Raw genomic sequence first — 14,872 nt, forward strand, 5'->3', positions numbered from 1 at the left:
ATCCGTGCTTGGATGGCACCTCAAGACCAACCCCATGAAAACTTTGTCTTCCCAGAAGAGGTACTCCCCCGTGGTAATGCGCTCTAGCGCCTAATCGTATTCTCCTCTGGGTGTCCCTCTCCGCTTGGGGAGGGATTTTTTTTAAGCAAATAGGGGAATCTCGTTAAAAGATTTGCCGTGGGCATCTTTTGCAGAAAGGAGGGGGTCGCCGTCTATCGGCCATTGAATGCCAACGGTTGGATCATTCCACAGCAGCGTATATTCATCCTGCGGATTATAGTAATCCGTTGTTTTGTACAGAACCTGTGCCGTCGGTGATTTCACCCAAAACCCGTGGGCAAAGCCAGCAGGAATCCACAGTTGCTGGAACGTGTCTGCACTGAGCCACGCCCCTACCCATTGGCCACAGGTTCGCGAGGAACGCCGCAAATCGACTGCGACATCAAAAATTTCCCCTTCAATGACGCGAATCAGCTTGCCTTGGGGCTGCCGGTGTTGGTAGTGGAGTCCCCGTAGAACGCCCTGTTGGGAAGCGGAGTGATTGTCTTGCACAAAGGTCACGTCTAAGCCGGTGGCGGCCATAAAGGCGCGTTGGTTAAAACTTTCTAAGAAAAAGCCCCGCTGATCGCGAAAGACACGCGGTTCCAAAAGGAGAACGTCAGGAATCGCTAGCGGTTGTACCTTGAGCATGAGTGCCTCCTGTGACTTCTGCCCACAGCTGCAACAGATATTGGCCGTAGCTACTTTTGCGCAGGGGTTGGGCTAGTTTATAAAGTTGCTCGGGGGTAATGTAGCCCTGATGCAGGGCAATTTCCTCTAGGCAGGCAATTTTCACCCCCTGCCGCTCCTCTAGAGTGCGAATGAAGCTACTGGCCTGTTGCAAAAGCTCGTGGGTACCCGTATCCAGCCACGCATAACCGCGTCCAAGTAATTCCACCCGCAGCTGTCCCTTTTCCAGGTAGAGACGGTTGAGATCGGTGATTTCCAGTTCCCCGCGCGCCGAGGGTTGCAGTTGCGCTGCCAAATCGCACACTTGATGGTCATAGAAATAGATCCCCGGTACGGCATAGTTCGATTTGGGGACGGCCGGCTTTTCCTCAATGCCGACAACGCGGCCGTTGGCATCCAACTCAATCACGCCGTACTGCTGGGGATTGGCCACCCGATAGCCGAAGATCATTGCCCCTTCTGTTAGTTGAGCGGCCCGCTGCAATTTTTCTGACAAATCATGGCCGTAAAGGAGATTGTCGCCAAGGGTGAGGCACACGGGTTCTCCCTGCAAAAAATCCCGCCCTAAGATAAAGGCCTCCGCTAGGCCATTGGGCTGGGGTTGCACGCAATAGCTGAGGGAAAGACCCCACTGGTGACCATCCCCCAAGAGCTTTTCAAAGAGATAGAGGTGCTCCGGTGTGGAAATAATGAGAATGTCGCGAATCCCCGCCAGCATCAGAATTGAGAGGGGATAGTAAATCATCGGCTTGTCGTAGATAGGCATCAGTTGTTTACTGACGACCTGTGTCAGGGGATAAAGGCGAGTGCCTGATCCGCCGGCTAAAATGATTCCTTTCATGGGCAAGGGGCTAGAACAGTGCCGTAGTTGGTTGCCAGCCAAGCGCTGTAGTCGGCCGTGCGCACTGCTTCCACCCACTCTTGATGAGCAAGATACCACTGCACCGTTTTTTCCAAGCCAGTGCTGAAGGTTTCTTGGGGCTGCCACCCTAGTTGCCGCCGGATTTTGGTGGCATCAATGGCGTAGCGGCGATCGTGACCGGGGCGATCGCTCACGAAGGTGATCAAGTCACGGTACTTCAAATCTGCGCGGGGCACAAGGGTTTGAAGCAGATCACAGAGGGTTTGCACCACCTCTAGGTTCGTCTTTTCGCAATTGCCGCCGATGTTGTAGGTTTCCCCCACGCGTCCTTTTTGCCAAACGGTATAAACGGCGCGGCAGTGATCTTCGACATAGAGCCAGTCTCGCACATTTTGCCCGTCGCCGTATATCGGCAGCGGCTGCCCCGCCAAGGCTTGGCAGATCATCAGGGGAATCAGTTTTTCGGGAAACTGGTAGGGGCCGTAGTTATTGGAGCAGTTGGTTGTGAGGGTGGGCAAGCCGTAGGTGTGGTGGTAGGCACGCACAAGGTGATCCGAGGCGGCCTTTGAGGCGGCATAGGGACTGTTGGGAGCATAGGGGGTGTCCTCCCGAAAGGGGGGATCCTCAGGGCCAAGGCTGCCATAAACTTCATCGGTGGAAATGTGAATAAAGCGAAACTGTTCCTGGACTCCAGAGGGTAACTGTTGCCAGTAGGTTTTGACCTCCTCTAGGAGATTGGCCGTGCCGACCACATTGGTTTGGATAAAGTCTTGGGGGCTATTGATGGAGCGATCTACATGGCTTTCAGCAGCAAAGTGAATGACAGCGTCGGGTTGAAAGGTTTGCAATAGTTCTTGAACAAGGGGGCGATCGCCCACATCTCCCCTTACAAATTGATAATTGGACAACTGCTCTAGCATGGCCAAAGTGCCGGGGTGACAAGCATAGGTCACTTTATCGAGGTTGAGTACTGCCCCCCAGCCTTCCGTAAGGGCTAAGCGCACAAAGTTGGCGCCAATAAAACCACCCCCACCCGTTACTAAAAATTTGCTCATGGATACTGGCACCACCGGATTGTGGCCTGCATCATATCAAGACTAGACACATATAAAGACATTAGCTTAAATGAGCATTAGCTTAAATAAGATTGTCCCTCTAGATTCTGGCTTGCATGATCAGGGCGATCGCCCACTAGAAGAGTAAGCTAGTCGTTTGTGGGAATGCCACCATGCCTTTGCCCATCTGACCGACCACTTCAAGACCCTAGAAGCCCCCGCGCAGAACACTTGCTAGAACATCAACTCCTTAACATCATCGATCTGACCATCGGTGCGGTTCTCTGTAGGACAGAGACTTGGGTCGAGATTGAGAAGTACGGTCAGGCCAAGCAGGAGTAGCTGCAAGGCTTTTGGCAATTGACCAACGGTATTTCCTCCCACAACGCCATTGCTCGCATCTTTGCTGTCATTGACCCCCAAGCGCTACAGCAGTGCTTCCTGAGTTGGGTGCAAGCTGCGACCCAATCTGCGATGGGTGGGCGTGGTTGAATCAGAACATCGCTGTTTCTGAATTTCCTCCGTCAGGACACCTTTGCGAAGGTCGGCTCAAGGCAAAACGTTTAAGGGCAGGATGGGACGATGACTACCCTGCTTGCCTCCTTGCTGCTACCTGAGTATGTGTCTGCCTTGGCAACTGAGCAACTAACCAAGGCTCAGGCCGCGATAAGATAGTAAGGCAGTTCATCTCGCCTCTATTGACAATTAAAATGACCCATATTGATTGGCTTGCGCAAACGGATCCGTTGGTTGCTGAAATGGTACAGCGGGAACTCCAGCGGCAGCAGCAGCACCTTGAATTAATTGCCAGCGAAAACTTTACTTCTCCTGCGGTGATGGCCGCCCAAGGGACGGTTTTAACCAATAAGTATGCCGAGGGTCTACCCGGTAAACGCTACTACGGTGGCTGTGAATTTATAGATGAAGTGGAACAACTGGCCATTGATCGCGCCAAGGAACTCTTCGGTGCCGCCCACGCCAACGTGCAGCCCCACTCCGGTGCCCAAGCCAATTTTGCGGTGTTTTTGGCCCTGCTCAATCCCGGCGACACGATCATGGGGATGGATTTGTCCCACGGCGGCCATCTGACCCACGGTTCCCCCGTCAACGTTTCCGGCAAGTGGTTTAAGGTGGTTCACTACGGTGTTCATCCCGAAACGGAACGCCTCGATATGGATCAGGTGCGGGATTTGGCGCGGCAGCACCGTCCCAAGTTGATCATCTGCGGCTACTCCGCCTATCCCCGCATCATTCCCTTTGCCGAGTTTCGCCAAATTGCCGATGAAGTGGGCGCCTACCTCATGGCCGATATTGCCCACATTGCCGGTTTGGTTGCCACCGGTCACCATCCCAATCCCGTGCCCCTTTGTGACGTGGTCACCACCACCACCCATAAAACCCTACGCGGCCCGCGGGGTGGCCTGATTCTGACCCGCGATCCAGAGTTGGGCAAAAAGCTCGATAAAGCCGTCTTTCCCGGTACCCAAGGGGGGCCGTTGGAGCACGTCATTGCTGCCAAGGCGGTGGCCTTTGGGGAAGCGCTCAAGCCAGAGTTCAAAGCCTACTCTGCTCAGGTGATTCGCAATGCTCAAACCCTTGCCGCCGGTCTGCAAGCACGGCAACTGCGTCTTGTCTCGGGGGGAACCGATAACCACCTGATGCTCATTGACCTGCGCTCGGTGAATTTGACCGGTAAAGAGGCCGATCGCCTGATGGGGGAAATCAATATCACCACCAATAAAAATACCATTCCCTTTGATCCTGCCTCTCCCTTTGTCACCAGTGGTCTGCGGTTAGGCACCCCGGCGTTGACCACCCGTGGTTTTACTGAAACTGAGTTTAGGGAAATCGCCGAAATTATTAGCGATCGCCTCCATGCGCCCACCGATGAAGCAGTCAAGAACCGCTGTCGTGAGCGTGTCGCTGCCCTTTGTGCCAAATTTCCCCTTTATCCCCACCTGCAATTGCCGCAGCCGGTGCTAGTCTGAGAGGGAATCCTGCCGATCGCCTGCGCAGATGCTGTACCACCTAATTGCCTTCCTTGCCGCCATTGCCGTGGTCCTGTTGGTCACTCCCTTGGTGAATGACCTTGGCCAGAAAGCCGGGTTTGTGGATCGCCCCAATGAACGTAAGATTCACACCCGTCCGATGGTGCGCCTTGGAGGCGTCTCCATTTTTCTGGGGAATCTGGTGGCACTGCTCATCGTCTGGAATGCGGGCGGTTTTGGTGTGTTACCCCAGCCGGCGGAGTATGAAATTTGGGGCGTTACCCTAGGAGGGGTGGCTTTTTTTCTCATTGGTCTAGCCGATGACTTGCTCACTCTACCGGCTCTTCTGCGCCTTGTTCTGCAATTTCTGGTGGCGGCTCTTGTCTGGGCGGTGGGCGTCAAAATTCGCATTATCACCGTGCCCTTTGTGGGCATTGTTGACCTCGGCTGGCTCAGTTTGCCCTTGACCACAGTGTGGCTAGTGGGGATTGCCAATGCCATTAACTTCATTGATGGTGTGGATGGACTAGCAGCGGGCGTGTCGGGGATTGCCGCCTCCGCAATGTTTTTCGTCTGTATGCTGATGGGGGAGTCAGCGGCGGGACTCTTGGCCGCTGCCTTGGCAGGAGGTGCCTTGGGGTTCCTGCGCTATAACTTTAATCCTGCCCAAATTTTTATGGGGGATGGGGGTGCCTACTTCATGGGATTTACCCTTGCAGGTTTGGCGGTGATTGGACTCGTCAAGGCCTATACAGCGGTGGCGATTCTCGTACCTCTACTGATTCTGGCCGTGCCGATTGTGGATACATCAACGGTCGTTTTTAACCGCCTCCTAAAAGGGCAGTCTCCCTTTGCGCCGGATAAGAGACACTTACACCATCGCCTTCTTAAGGCCGGTCTTTCGCAGCGGGTCACGGTGCTGTTCATCTATTGCTTGACGCTGTGGGTGGGCAGTCTTGCTTTGGCTTTGGCGGGTTTACCGGGAGGATGGGGCTATGCAGTGGCAGCGTCTCTTTTGATGGGCTTTGCCTCGTGGTATGTGTGGCAACGGGTGCGCAGCAGCGAAAATGACTGAAACAATGAGTGCAGAAATTATTTGCGTGGGCACAGAATTGCTCCTCGGGGAAATTCTCAACGGTAATGCCCAGTTTTTAGCGCAGCAACTGGCCAGCCTTGGCATCCCTCACTACTATCAAACGGTGGTGGGCGACAATCCCACGCGCATCAAAAAAGTGGTGGCTATTGCCTGCGATCGCGCCCGCCTATTGATCTTCACCGGGGGGCTTGGCCCCACTCCCGATGATCTCACCACCGAAACCCTCGCCGATTTCTTTCAAGCCCCCCTTGAGGAACGTCCAGAAATTATTGCTGACCTAGAACGCAAGTATGCCCATCGCGGCGGCTTTAGTCCCAGCAATCGCAAGCAAGCGCTGCTACCGGCGGGAGCGCAGATTCTTCCCAACCCCATTGGCAGTGCCCCCGGCATGATCTGGCAGCCACGCACGGGTCTAACCATCTTGACGTTTCCCGGGGTTCCCGCGGAAATGAAGCAGATGTGGCAGGAAACGGCGGTGCCCTTTTTGCGCTCCCAAGGCTGGGGCAAAGAGGTCATCTACAGCCGTGTGCTGCGTTTCTGGGGCATTCCGGAATCGCTGCTGGCCGAAAAAGTGGCCGCCCAAATTGCTCGGGAGCATCCCACCGTGGCTCCCTATGCCGGCAATGGCGAAACCCGCCTCCGCATTACCGTACGTGCCAAGGATGAAGCGGAAGCTCAGCAACTGATTCAGCCCGTTGAAGCTGAGATTCGGCAAATTGTCGGCCTAGACTGCTATGGTGCCGATGAGGATACCCTTGCCGGTGCGGTGGCGCGGCTTCTCCAAGGGCGACAGCAAACCGTGGCCGTGGCAGAGTCCTGTACAGGCGGTGGCCTTGGGGAAATGCTGACCCGCCTACCGGGGAGTTCCCTCTACTTCAAGGGCGGGGTAATTGCCTATGCAAACGAAGTGAAGGTGAATTTATTGGGGGTGAATCCTCAGGATCTGGAGCAGGAAGGGGCGGTGAGTGCCGTGGTAGCCGCCCAGATGGCGCTCGGGGTGAAGACTCGTTTGGCTGCTGATTGGGGCGTAAGCATTACGGGCATTGCCGGTCCGGGGGGGGCGACGCTCACTAAACCGGTGGGACTGGTCTATATTGGCGTGGCACGACCCAACGGCGAGGTCACAACCTGTGAATTTCGCCTCAGTGGTCAACGGGGACGGGATTGGGTGCGGCATCTGAGTGTGATGAATGCCCTTGATGTCCTGCGGCGGCAGTTATTGGTGAATCCATGAGTCACGGTCTGCTCTGGTTCCCCCTATTGGTCGTTTTTATCGTGCTGGCATGGTTGGGCTGGGTCGAGTACCGTAAGCTGGAACACTATCGCCAGTGGGCACAGCAGTTTGAAGCCAGTAAGTACGATATTGCCGCTGTCCTTGGTCAGCAGGGCGATCGCCTGACGTGGGGACGACCGACCCCACAGGGCATTGTCAATGGGCAAACCTGTCAATTATCCGCAATTCAGAGCATCTGGGTCGAGGGTGGGGGTCAGCGGCTGGAGACAGAGAGCGATCGTTTTAAGGGAACGGTTTATCTGGTGCTGCAAACCTCCCTAGGCGAGTGCCATCCCATTCCGTTTACCGAACTGCCCCTTGCCTTGGCGTAGCGCGATCGCCTGCAGTCAAAACTTGCGGGTAAAATTGAAAGCGAGTTTGCATAGGTTCTCAACCGCTATGAAACATATCGTGGCCTTGGTGCCCGGCGGTATCGGTGATCAAATTCTTTTTTTTCCCACCCTTGACGACCTCAAAGCCCACTTTCCAGAAGCCCGCCTAGATGTTGTCGTTGAACCCCGTGCTGTTGCCGCCTACCAACTCAGTGGCAGTGTCCACCAAGTCATCCCCTTTGACTTCAAAGACCGCAATGCCCTTGCCGACTGGGCAAACCTGATTGGCACCCTGCGGGAGGGGGAGTACGATGCCATTCTTTCCTTGGGACGAAGTAAAGCAGTACGCTTTCTGCTGTGGCTGACGGGAATTCCCAAGCGCGTGGGCTTTGCCAAACTGAATCCCTTGGGGCTGCTCACCGATGCGGTTCCCGTTAACTTGGATCAATACAGTGCCGCTACTTACCATGACCTGCTCAAAGCCTTTGGCATCACCACTCCCTGTCCCCTGCCCAAGGCGGTTATTACTGAGACAGATCAACAGTGGGCAACCGCAGAGCGGCAACGCTTAGGAATTGCCGGGGGGTATCGCCTCTTGCACGGTGGCTCCAGCCAGCTGGCCCTGAGCAAGGGCATCAACAAAATTTATCCCCCTGCCGCTTGGGTTGAGGTGATTCAGACATTGCAACAGCAAGAGCCGCCTCTGCCCGTTGTCGTAGTCTGTGGGCCGGAGGATCAAGCATGGGTAAGCGCGCTAACCCAAGCACTACCGCAGCTAAAGATCAGCCGTCCGCCGGAGTTGGGCAAGCTGGCAGCTCTGATGCAACAGGCACAACAGATTCTCTGTACCGACAGTGGCCCAATGCACGTGGGTGTGGCGGTGGGAACACCCCTTGTGGCGCTCTTTGGCCCTACGGATCCTGCCAAGCTCCTGCCGGCGGATCCCCGTTTTCGGCCTGTTAAGTCCCCCACCGGCAACATGGCCGATATTCCCGTCGCGGCGGTGATTGAGGCGGCTTGCCATGGCTAGAGCGGCCGTTTTTTTGGATCGCGACGGCGTCCTCAATCAAGAGGTGGGCTATATTCACCGCCTTGAGGATCTACAGCTTATCCCCGGTGTGGCTCAAGCGGTGCGGCGACTCAATGACGCCGGCTGGTTTTGCTGCTTAGCCTCTAATCAGTCGGGGCCGGCGCGGGGTTACTACAGCGTTGAGCATGTCCATGCCCTGCATCAAAGATTGCAAGAGTTACTCGCCGCAAGTGCAGGAGCCGTCTTGGATGCAATCTATTTTTGTCCTGATCTCAGCCGCCCTGAAGGGGGAGTGGTTGCCGACTACGCCGGTTGGACCACCTGGCGCAAACCCAATACAGGCATGCTGGTAGCAGCTGCTTGGGATCATGACTTGGATTTAAGCCGCAGTGTTATGGTGGGGGACAAGGCCACCGATATTGATCTGGCGCGCAATGCTGGCTGCTATGGCATTTTGGTACAAACGGGCTTTGGCGATCGCGTCCTTGAGGGAAGCTACCAGCACAGCAGTCAACCCGATTACATTGCGAAAGACTTGGCCGCTGCCGTAGAGTGGATTTGTACTCATCTTTGCCCCGATTCCTGATGGCTGCCTCGCCAGACCCCACCAAGTTTCCCATCTCCACGCTGTTGTTGGTGGTTTTAGGCTATGTACTGGTGGGTTGGTACTTGTCGGCCTATCCTTGGATGTGGTCGGCCTATGCCTCTCTTTTTGCTGCAATCCTCACAGTGTTTATTGTTGGCGGCACTTCTAGCCTTTTGCGATCTCGCCAGAACAACCCTAAAGGTATCTTTAGTAGTTTAATTATGCGCGTGGGCACCCCCAGTCTCTTGACAGTGCTGGTGCTGAGTACCGCTGTTACCCTTGCCATTATTGCTTTTCGGGTCTTTAGTGTAATTGCCATTCTCGTGGGCACCGAAATTCTGGTGCGCATTGAAATGAAAGCTGCGGGCTACCAGAACTGGCAAATTGTGCTAGTGCTGATTCCAATGGTCATTCTAGGGGTATTCATTGGCTGGACTATTGGTCATTATTTACCCTCCTCTCCAGAAGGGGCATCAGTGTTGTGAGTTCTAAAGGAGTAAACTCTCTAGAGCGCGTAGATTTGTGATACACAGACTCTCTTGAGTACGGCGAATAATACCCTTGCGCTCTAGTTTCCCCAGCACCCGTGTCACCGTTTCCCGCGCCATGCCACTGAGACTGCTCAGCTCTCGGTGAGGTAGATTGGGAATTTCTAAGCCATCGGCTCCTTGGCGCCCTTGACCATCCGCCAAAAACAACAAAACATCCGCCACCCGTGACGTACTATCGGATTCTCGTAGCCGCAGCCGCCGGTTCAGTTGTCGTAGCCGTCGCGCCATTAACTTGGCAAGGCGGATTCCCGCTTGGGGTTCAGTATTGACCAGATTGACAAAATCCGTCGCTGGCATATTGGCTACAACCGTCGGTGTTAGGGTAATAACATCCGTTGAGCGGGGGACTTCCTCTAGGGGCGCCATTTCCCCAAACAGTTCCCCAGGGCCAAGGATATTGAGGGTCACCTCTTTGCCGTCAATGTTGTAGGTGCGAATTTTCACCCAGCCACTGAGGATAAAGTAAACCGAGGTTCCCCAGTCATTCTCCAGCAAGATCACGCGGTTGGCGGGATGCTGACGGGTGACCACATGGGCAAGTGCCTTTTCCACCACTGCCTGCGGTAAGTCCCGAAAAAAGGGCGTATTTTGTAAAGATAGTTCAGGGTCAGGAGAACTACGCCGTTCTTGCATAAAGGTCAAGGCCGAAAGCGCAAGGGCAGAGGCTGGGCAGACAGGTCGTCAGACGTTGCAGGGAAATCAACACCTGTGATCTTACCATTGCTATCCATAATCACAATCAATGTATCTGTCACCTTAGCAAAGGCTACCTTGACACTAACAATATTGCCGTTGCTCTCGCTGCCAAGACGCTCTTTATAGGCACCTACCCACTTTAGAAACCTTGCTTTGCCCTCCTGTAATCTTTTGGGCGGAAACGCTTTTTGCAGTTGCGGGTGTAAATAGCTCCACACCAAGTCAAAGAGATTGCCAAACAGGGCATCAAGAAATTGTTCAGCAGTTTGGATTTGAGTTTGCTCACTGACCTTGATGACTGCTGGGGACTCCCCACGACGGGCGATCGCTGGCCATAGAGGCAAAGATAACCCCCATAGGAATGCCAACGCTAAAACTGCTGACGGTGAAGAAAAGTGCCCCATAAAGTTTTTTTAGAGTCTAAGGTGAAATGAGTTTCTGAATATCATACAGTCTTTTCTAGAGGGATTGAGAGTGGCAAATAGCGATCGCCCTGAGGCCACCGTTCCGGTTGAGTCAAGCAATGTACATATCTCTTATCAATTCTCGATGCAGACTTGGCTCTATAGATCACTGATCCTTCAGTTCCTCAGGCTTCTAGGGGAAAGTGCTGCGAAGTGTAAAGTTTATTAAAGACCTTGACTCGCTTGGTTAGCCTTCGTCACAATGAGTTCCATAGGTTAAGACTTGAATTTTATCCTCGTGAGCGGTTTGTAATAACTGCGAGTGAGTAGGTTGTGCCAATGCTAGAAACCCTTGAATTTGTGATTTATCCTGATGGCCGCGTCGTTGAAACGGTGACGGGAATTTCTGGGGCATCCTGTGCTGAAGTGACTGCTGCCATTGAAGCGCAACTTGGGTGTGTCATTAGCCAACAGCCCACCGCAGAATACTACGCTTCCCAAGAGGAAGAAAATCAATTGGTTGTTCAATCTGTCCCCTCCCAGTGGTAATCGTTGAGGATTGGTGATCCATGTCGCACTTCAGCCAAATCAAAACCCAAATTCGGAGTTTACCCGCCCTCCAAGCTGCCCTAACAGACTTAGGCTTACCTTGGCACTCTGGCTGCCAAGAAGTGCGCGGGTTTCGCGGTCAAACCCAAACGGCTCAAGTCGTTATTCCTCAACACAATGGCTATGATATTGGCTTTCGCTGGAATGGCACTGAGTATGAGCTAGTGGCGGATCTAGAGTTTTGGCAGCAGGCATGGTCAGTGGATCGTTTTTTGAACAAAGTCACTCAGCGCTATGCCTACCATGCAGTGCTGCAATCTGCCACGGAACAGGGCTTTCAAGTACAGACCACAGAGCAGCAGGCCGATGGTAGTGTCAAGGTTGTGCTGCAACGCTGGCGTTCCTAGCCGCCTAAGAGAATGGATAGGAACATGGGTCAGCCCCTTGGTTTAGAGCCAGAGCTTGGCGGTCAGCTGCGCCAAAGTGAGCCTCGCAGTGGCTACGAACCGGAACTAGGGGGAACCCATCGCCAACACGGTGTTTATGTAGATGAGATTACCTGTATTGGCTGCAAACACTGTGCCCATGTAGCGCGGAATACATTTTACATAGAGCCGAACTACGGGCGATCGCGCGTCATTCGCCAAGACGGCGATCCGATTGAACTCATTCAGGAGGCTATTGATACCTGTCCGGTAGATTGCATTCACTGGGTGGATTACACCGAATTAAAACGGCTTGAGAAAGAGCGCCTTGAGCAGGTAGTTCCCCTCGCCGGTTTTCCCATTGATCTAGCCACCACGCACCGTAAGAAGCGGCGATCGCTCTCTAAAACTGAATAGCATTCTCTGGCATCACAATCAGCGTGGTTCCCTGACGGCCAATCACAATGACGCGCCGATGTTCTGGAATGGTCAAGTGGGGATCGTCGCAGCGAGCTTGCCAAGAAGTCCCCTCGTAAAGTACTCGTCCAGTTTCGCCGGCGGGAATTTTCGTTAGTGTTTCTGCCTCGGCTGCTTCCTTAAGAACTGGTGGAACTCGTTTCGGCTGGTACCGTCGCAAGAGGAAGACCACCACAACCGACAGTACCATCCAAAGGGCAATTTGCACCGAAAAACTGGGAATCAGAAGCGAGAGAAAGGCGACAATGAGGGCACTGAGTCCAAGGGTGGCTTCCATAAACGCCGTCGGCAAAACAAGCTCCATCACAAAAAGAATGACGGCAACAATTAACCAAATCCAAAAGGGAGACAGGGACATTGCTCTTATCACCCAAGGTCGCCACTTCAACGATAGCTCAAACTCGCCTGCTACAGTGAGTGGGTTTAAGTTCAATTCCTGCGAAAAGCGTTGTACTGGAACTTACAAAAGTCGCCCTGCGTCAGGGGGACTAGTGCTCAAGAGAAACTTCTCCGATTCTGTACAATGACGAGTTTAATGAGGCAAACAACGATGACGGATCTATTTATCCCTCTACTGGTGGGACTCCTCACCCTTGGACTGTTGACCAGTTGGCTCTGGCGACCGCCGGCAACTACGATTTCCCGTGCCGAGCAGGTCAATCCCCCTGATTTTGTTGCCGATGCCCCACCGCCGGACGACGAAGGTACGCCACCTCGCCGTGGATAGGCTAGGATTTTCCTAGGAGCTTCTAGAACTAGCAATGAGTGATTAAGCAGCTTTGGCTAGCAGGGCAGAGGTTTCAGGCGGGTTTTTTTGCCTTTGGCCGGGGTTTTTTCTTTATTGCCCGCCATCGTCTCTGGGGCTATCTGCTACTGCCTGCTTTTTTGAGTCTGGCGCTGGGGGTTGCACTCATCATTGCTGCTTTCTGGGTGATTCAAGTCGCCGGTGATCATTGGTTTGTTGCTGGGGAATGGCAGTGGCTTTACCAAGGGTTCATTGATATTTTAGCAACCCTCATTGCTGTCTTTTTAGCCTTGATTGGCTATCAAACGCTAATTCCCCTTGTGGTAATTCCTTTCTTGGGCCCGCTGCTGAACCGTGTTGAAAAAATTATGACGGGACAAACGATTGAGGTGGGGTGGCGGCGGGATCTATTGAACGCCATTATCGGTGGTTGGTTCGCGCTGCGGGATGCGGTTTTGCAGGTGATCTTCCTGCTTCTCTCGTTTTTGACTGGTCCGCTACAACCTATCGTGATGGCGATCGCCAACAGTTACTTTCTGGGGCGAGGCAGCTTTGACTACCTCCTCGAAAAACACAGTGCCTCCTTAAAGGAGCGTCAACTCTTAACCCGTGTCTATACGCCACAAATCTACGGTCTTGGTTTGGCACAGTTCTTGGCGCTGTTGATCCCCTTAGTGGGTTTGGTACTGGTACCGCCGGTGGGGGTAGTCGCTGCTGCTTTGCTGATCCAAGATTATCCACCGATTATCCACCGCACGATCGGTTGATGGCAACGCATGCAGTTTCTCGGCGTTGATTTGGCGTGGAAGGGCGGAGCCTCAGGGTACTGCTGTTTGCAGTGGCAGGGACAGTGTCTAGAGTTGGTGAGGCTGGATCGCTCCCGTGATACGGATGAACTCTTGGCATGGATTGATCGCGATGCCCCCTCTAGCCAAGCAGCAATGGTGGCAGTAGATGCCCCCCTCATTATTCCCAATCCGAGGGGAATGCGTACCTGCGATCGCCAGTGCCATCAACTTCTAGGCCGCTATCACGCGGGCTGTTATCCGGCCAATCAGCAATCCCCCTTTGCAAGTCACACCACGGGGTTTAGTGAAGCCTTGAGTCAACGGGGGTTTCGCCATGCGCCTACCCTCACTCCCCAAGAACAAGGGCGCTTTCAAATCGAAGTCTTTCCCCATGCGACGGCGATCGCCCTCTTTCAGCTTGACCAAATCATTAAATATAAAAAAGGCCGCCTTACCGAGCGCACCAAGGGGTTAAGGCATCTTAGAGATCTAATCGCCGGCCGGCTTCCCCACTGTGAACCCCCCTTAGTCCTAGAACTGACCGCCGACATCCCTACTTCCGGGCGAGACCTCAAAGCCCTAGAAGATCAACTGGATGCGGTGCTCTGTGCCTATACGGCAGCCTATTGGTGGTACTGGGGGCGCGATCGCCACTGGGTTTTGGGCAGTGAGTCTTTTTACTTAGAGCCGGCATCAGCGGAGGCCTACTTAAAAACCGGCTATATTGTTGTCCCCCGTCCCTAGCTGTCCCGATTGCGGTAGCGTTGCAGTTCCGTACGCAGGGCGGCAATTTCAGCACGTAAATCATCAATCAATGCCTGCCAATCCACGTGCTGCCGAGGCACCACCATTTCCGCCTCTTGACGGGCGCGCGCTTGCACTTCTTCGACAAACTGATGCAGCCGCTGCTGTTGTTCGGCATCAAACCGCCCCAGTTGACTGAGGAACTCCACAAACAGATGTTGGGCCTGATCCCGCAGGAGCGTGGCGGTTGCTCGACCAAGGAAAAAGGCATCCAGCGGCGATTGACTCATAGGAGTGTCATTCCTCATAAGTTGCATCTCTCAATTCCTGAGTGTAACAAAGTTTTACAGGAAACAGGTCTAGCTCTTCCCCGATTCTCCACCTTTTTCCTATAGAACAGATAAGAAAATCTTTGACGTTTTACTAGACAGATTATCCCCTCTAAAGCATAGAATTATATCAATTAAATCTTTCCTTATCATAGCTATAAATCATGGAGGCAGCCCCTTAGGTCTGGAGGTTCCTCTAAATAACGGTTTGGC

The 14,872-nt window shown here is 53.7% G+C and carries 21 protein-coding genes and 1 pseudogene; 15 read left to right on the forward strand and 7 right to left on the reverse strand.

Annotated features, from left to right (window positions below):
- A pseudogene (locus tag ACK4IR_RS00005) lies at positions 1 to 87 on the forward strand (photosystem II protein D2); the annotation flags it as partial.
- A 54-nt stretch (positions 88 to 141) separates the two neighbouring features.
- Here ACK4IR_RS00005 and rfbC read toward each other — a convergent pair.
- From rfbC to rfbB, 3 genes are read right to left on the reverse strand one after another with little or no spacing between them, the layout of a single operon-like run.
- Positions 142 to 690: a dTDP-4-dehydrorhamnose 3,5-epimerase gene (rfbC, locus tag ACK4IR_RS00010; protein WP_409870940.1), complete on the reverse strand. Its 549-nt coding sequence runs from the start codon at positions 688 to 690 to the stop codon at positions 142 to 144.
- The gene (gene rfbA / locus ACK4IR_RS00015) at positions 659 to 1,570 is read right to left on the reverse strand and encodes a glucose-1-phosphate thymidylyltransferase RfbA (RefSeq protein WP_409870943.1); all 912 of its coding nucleotides are present in this window, start codon (positions 1,568 to 1,570) and stop codon (positions 659 to 661) included. The genes rfbC and rfbA overlap by 32 nt, the downstream gene beginning before the upstream one ends.
- Positions 1,567 to 2,646, reverse strand: coding sequence for a dTDP-glucose 4,6-dehydratase (gene rfbB / locus ACK4IR_RS00020; RefSeq protein ID WP_409870945.1), 1,080 nt, complete (start codon positions 2,644 to 2,646; stop codon positions 1,567 to 1,569). The genes rfbA and rfbB overlap by 4 nt, the downstream gene beginning before the upstream one ends.
- A gap of 342 nt (positions 2,647 to 2,988) precedes the next feature.
- Here rfbB and ACK4IR_RS00025 point away from each other — a divergent pair, with 342 nt between their 5' ends.
- From ACK4IR_RS00025 to ACK4IR_RS00060, 8 genes are all read left to right on the forward strand, one after another.
- A complete protein-coding gene (locus ACK4IR_RS00025) occupies positions 2,989 to 3,138 on the forward strand; it encodes a transposase family protein (RefSeq protein WP_409871393.1) in 150 nt (49 codons plus the stop codon).
- 218 nt (positions 3,139 to 3,356) lie between these two features.
- Positions 3,357 to 4,634 carry a serine hydroxymethyltransferase gene (gene glyA / locus ACK4IR_RS00030; protein WP_409870948.1) on the forward strand — a complete coding sequence of 426 codons (1,278 nt, stop codon included), beginning with the start codon at positions 3,357 to 3,359 and terminating at the stop codon, positions 4,632 to 4,634.
- 28 nt (positions 4,635 to 4,662) lie between these two features.
- Positions 4,663 to 5,709: a glycosyltransferase family 4 protein gene (locus tag ACK4IR_RS00035; protein ID WP_409870950.1), complete on the forward strand. Its 1,047-nt coding sequence runs from the start codon at positions 4,663 to 4,665 to the stop codon at positions 5,707 to 5,709.
- A gap of 4 nt (positions 5,710 to 5,713) precedes the next feature.
- Positions 5,714 to 6,964, forward strand: a complete 1,251-nt coding sequence (locus ACK4IR_RS00040; RefSeq protein WP_409871396.1) for a competence/damage-inducible protein A — start codon at positions 5,714 to 5,716, stop codon at positions 6,962 to 6,964.
- Positions 6,961 to 7,335, forward strand: coding sequence for a hypothetical protein (locus ACK4IR_RS00045; RefSeq protein ID WP_409870952.1), 375 nt, complete (start codon positions 6,961 to 6,963; stop codon positions 7,333 to 7,335). Before ACK4IR_RS00040 ends, ACK4IR_RS00045 begins: the two co-directional genes overlap by 4 nt.
- Positions 7,336 to 7,402: 67 nt before the next feature.
- A complete protein-coding gene (locus ACK4IR_RS00050; RefSeq protein ID WP_409870955.1) occupies positions 7,403 to 8,365 on the forward strand; it encodes a glycosyltransferase family 9 protein in 963 nt (320 codons plus the stop codon).
- The gene (locus ACK4IR_RS00055; RefSeq protein ID WP_409870957.1) at positions 8,358 to 8,951 is read left to right on the forward strand and encodes a D-glycero-alpha-D-manno-heptose-1,7-bisphosphate 7-phosphatase; all 594 of its coding nucleotides are present in this window, start codon (positions 8,358 to 8,360) and stop codon (positions 8,949 to 8,951) included. The genes ACK4IR_RS00050 and ACK4IR_RS00055 overlap by 8 nt, the downstream gene beginning before the upstream one ends.
- Positions 8,951 to 9,436, forward strand: coding sequence for a hypothetical protein (locus ACK4IR_RS00060; protein WP_409870960.1), 486 nt, complete (start codon positions 8,951 to 8,953; stop codon positions 9,434 to 9,436). Before ACK4IR_RS00055 ends, ACK4IR_RS00060 begins: the two co-directional genes overlap by 1 nt.
- 3 nt (positions 9,437 to 9,439) lie before the next feature.
- On the opposite strand, the gene ACK4IR_RS00065 is transcribed toward ACK4IR_RS00060, so the two are convergent.
- Entirely contained in the window at positions 9,440 to 10,135 is a 696-nt protein-coding gene (locus ACK4IR_RS00065; protein ID WP_409870962.1) for a Crp/Fnr family transcriptional regulator, read from the reverse strand.
- A 5-nt stretch (positions 10,136 to 10,140) separates the two neighbouring features.
- Positions 10,141 to 10,542 (reverse strand): hypothetical protein, encoded by a 402-nt coding sequence (locus ACK4IR_RS00070; protein ID WP_409870964.1) that lies wholly within the window; start codon positions 10,540 to 10,542, stop codon positions 10,141 to 10,143.
- Between the two features lie 399 nt (positions 10,543 to 10,941).
- Here ACK4IR_RS00070 and ACK4IR_RS00075 point away from each other — a divergent pair, with 399 nt between their 5' ends.
- Genes ACK4IR_RS00075 through ACK4IR_RS00085 form a run of 3 tightly spaced genes read left to right on the forward strand, consistent with a single transcriptional unit; the run spans position 10,942 to position 11,993 of the window.
- Positions 10,942 to 11,151: a DUF2997 domain-containing protein gene (locus tag ACK4IR_RS00075; RefSeq protein ID WP_409871399.1), complete on the forward strand. Its 210-nt coding sequence runs from the start codon at positions 10,942 to 10,944 to the stop codon at positions 11,149 to 11,151.
- 20 nt (positions 11,152 to 11,171) lie between these two features.
- Positions 11,172 to 11,558, forward strand: coding sequence for a DUF1257 domain-containing protein (locus ACK4IR_RS00080; protein WP_409870966.1), 387 nt, complete (start codon positions 11,172 to 11,174; stop codon positions 11,556 to 11,558).
- A 24-nt stretch (positions 11,559 to 11,582) separates the two neighbouring features.
- Positions 11,583 to 11,993 carry a ferredoxin gene (locus tag ACK4IR_RS00085; RefSeq protein ID WP_409870967.1) on the forward strand — a complete coding sequence of 137 codons (411 nt, stop codon included), beginning with the start codon at positions 11,583 to 11,585 and terminating at the stop codon, positions 11,991 to 11,993.
- On the opposite strand, the gene ACK4IR_RS00090 is transcribed toward ACK4IR_RS00085, so the two are convergent.
- Positions 11,980 to 12,411 carry an NfeD family protein gene (locus ACK4IR_RS00090; protein ID WP_409870970.1) on the reverse strand — a complete coding sequence of 144 codons (432 nt, stop codon included), beginning with the start codon at positions 12,409 to 12,411 and terminating at the stop codon, positions 11,980 to 11,982. The two genes, ACK4IR_RS00085 and ACK4IR_RS00090, sit on opposite strands and share 14 nt — an antisense overlap.
- 192 nt (positions 12,412 to 12,603) lie before the next feature.
- Here ACK4IR_RS00090 and ACK4IR_RS00095 point away from each other — a divergent pair, with 192 nt between their 5' ends.
- From ACK4IR_RS00095 to ACK4IR_RS00105, 3 genes are read left to right on the forward strand one after another with little or no spacing between them, the layout of a single operon-like run.
- Positions 12,604 to 12,780, forward strand: a complete 177-nt coding sequence (locus ACK4IR_RS00095) for a hypothetical protein (protein ID WP_409870972.1) — start codon at positions 12,604 to 12,606, stop codon at positions 12,778 to 12,780.
- Positions 12,781 to 12,818: 38 nt separating this feature from the next.
- A complete protein-coding gene (locus ACK4IR_RS00100; RefSeq protein ID WP_409870975.1) occupies positions 12,819 to 13,565 on the forward strand; it encodes an EI24 domain-containing protein in 747 nt (248 codons plus the stop codon).
- A 9-nt stretch (positions 13,566 to 13,574) separates the two neighbouring features.
- Positions 13,575 to 14,330, forward strand: coding sequence for a DUF429 domain-containing protein (locus ACK4IR_RS00105; RefSeq protein ID WP_409870978.1), 756 nt, complete (start codon positions 13,575 to 13,577; stop codon positions 14,328 to 14,330).
- On the opposite strand, the gene ACK4IR_RS00110 is transcribed toward ACK4IR_RS00105, so the two are convergent.
- The gene (locus ACK4IR_RS00110; RefSeq protein WP_409870980.1) at positions 14,327 to 14,620 is read right to left on the reverse strand and encodes a DUF6825 family protein; all 294 of its coding nucleotides are present in this window, start codon (positions 14,618 to 14,620) and stop codon (positions 14,327 to 14,329) included. The two genes, ACK4IR_RS00105 and ACK4IR_RS00110, sit on opposite strands and share 4 nt — an antisense overlap.
- Positions 14,621 to 14,872 lie beyond the last annotated feature (252 nt).

Source organism: Thermosynechococcus sp. (assembly GCF_046299635.1).
GTDB lineage: Bacteria > Cyanobacteriota > Cyanobacteriia > Thermosynechococcales > Thermosynechococcaceae > Thermosynechococcus.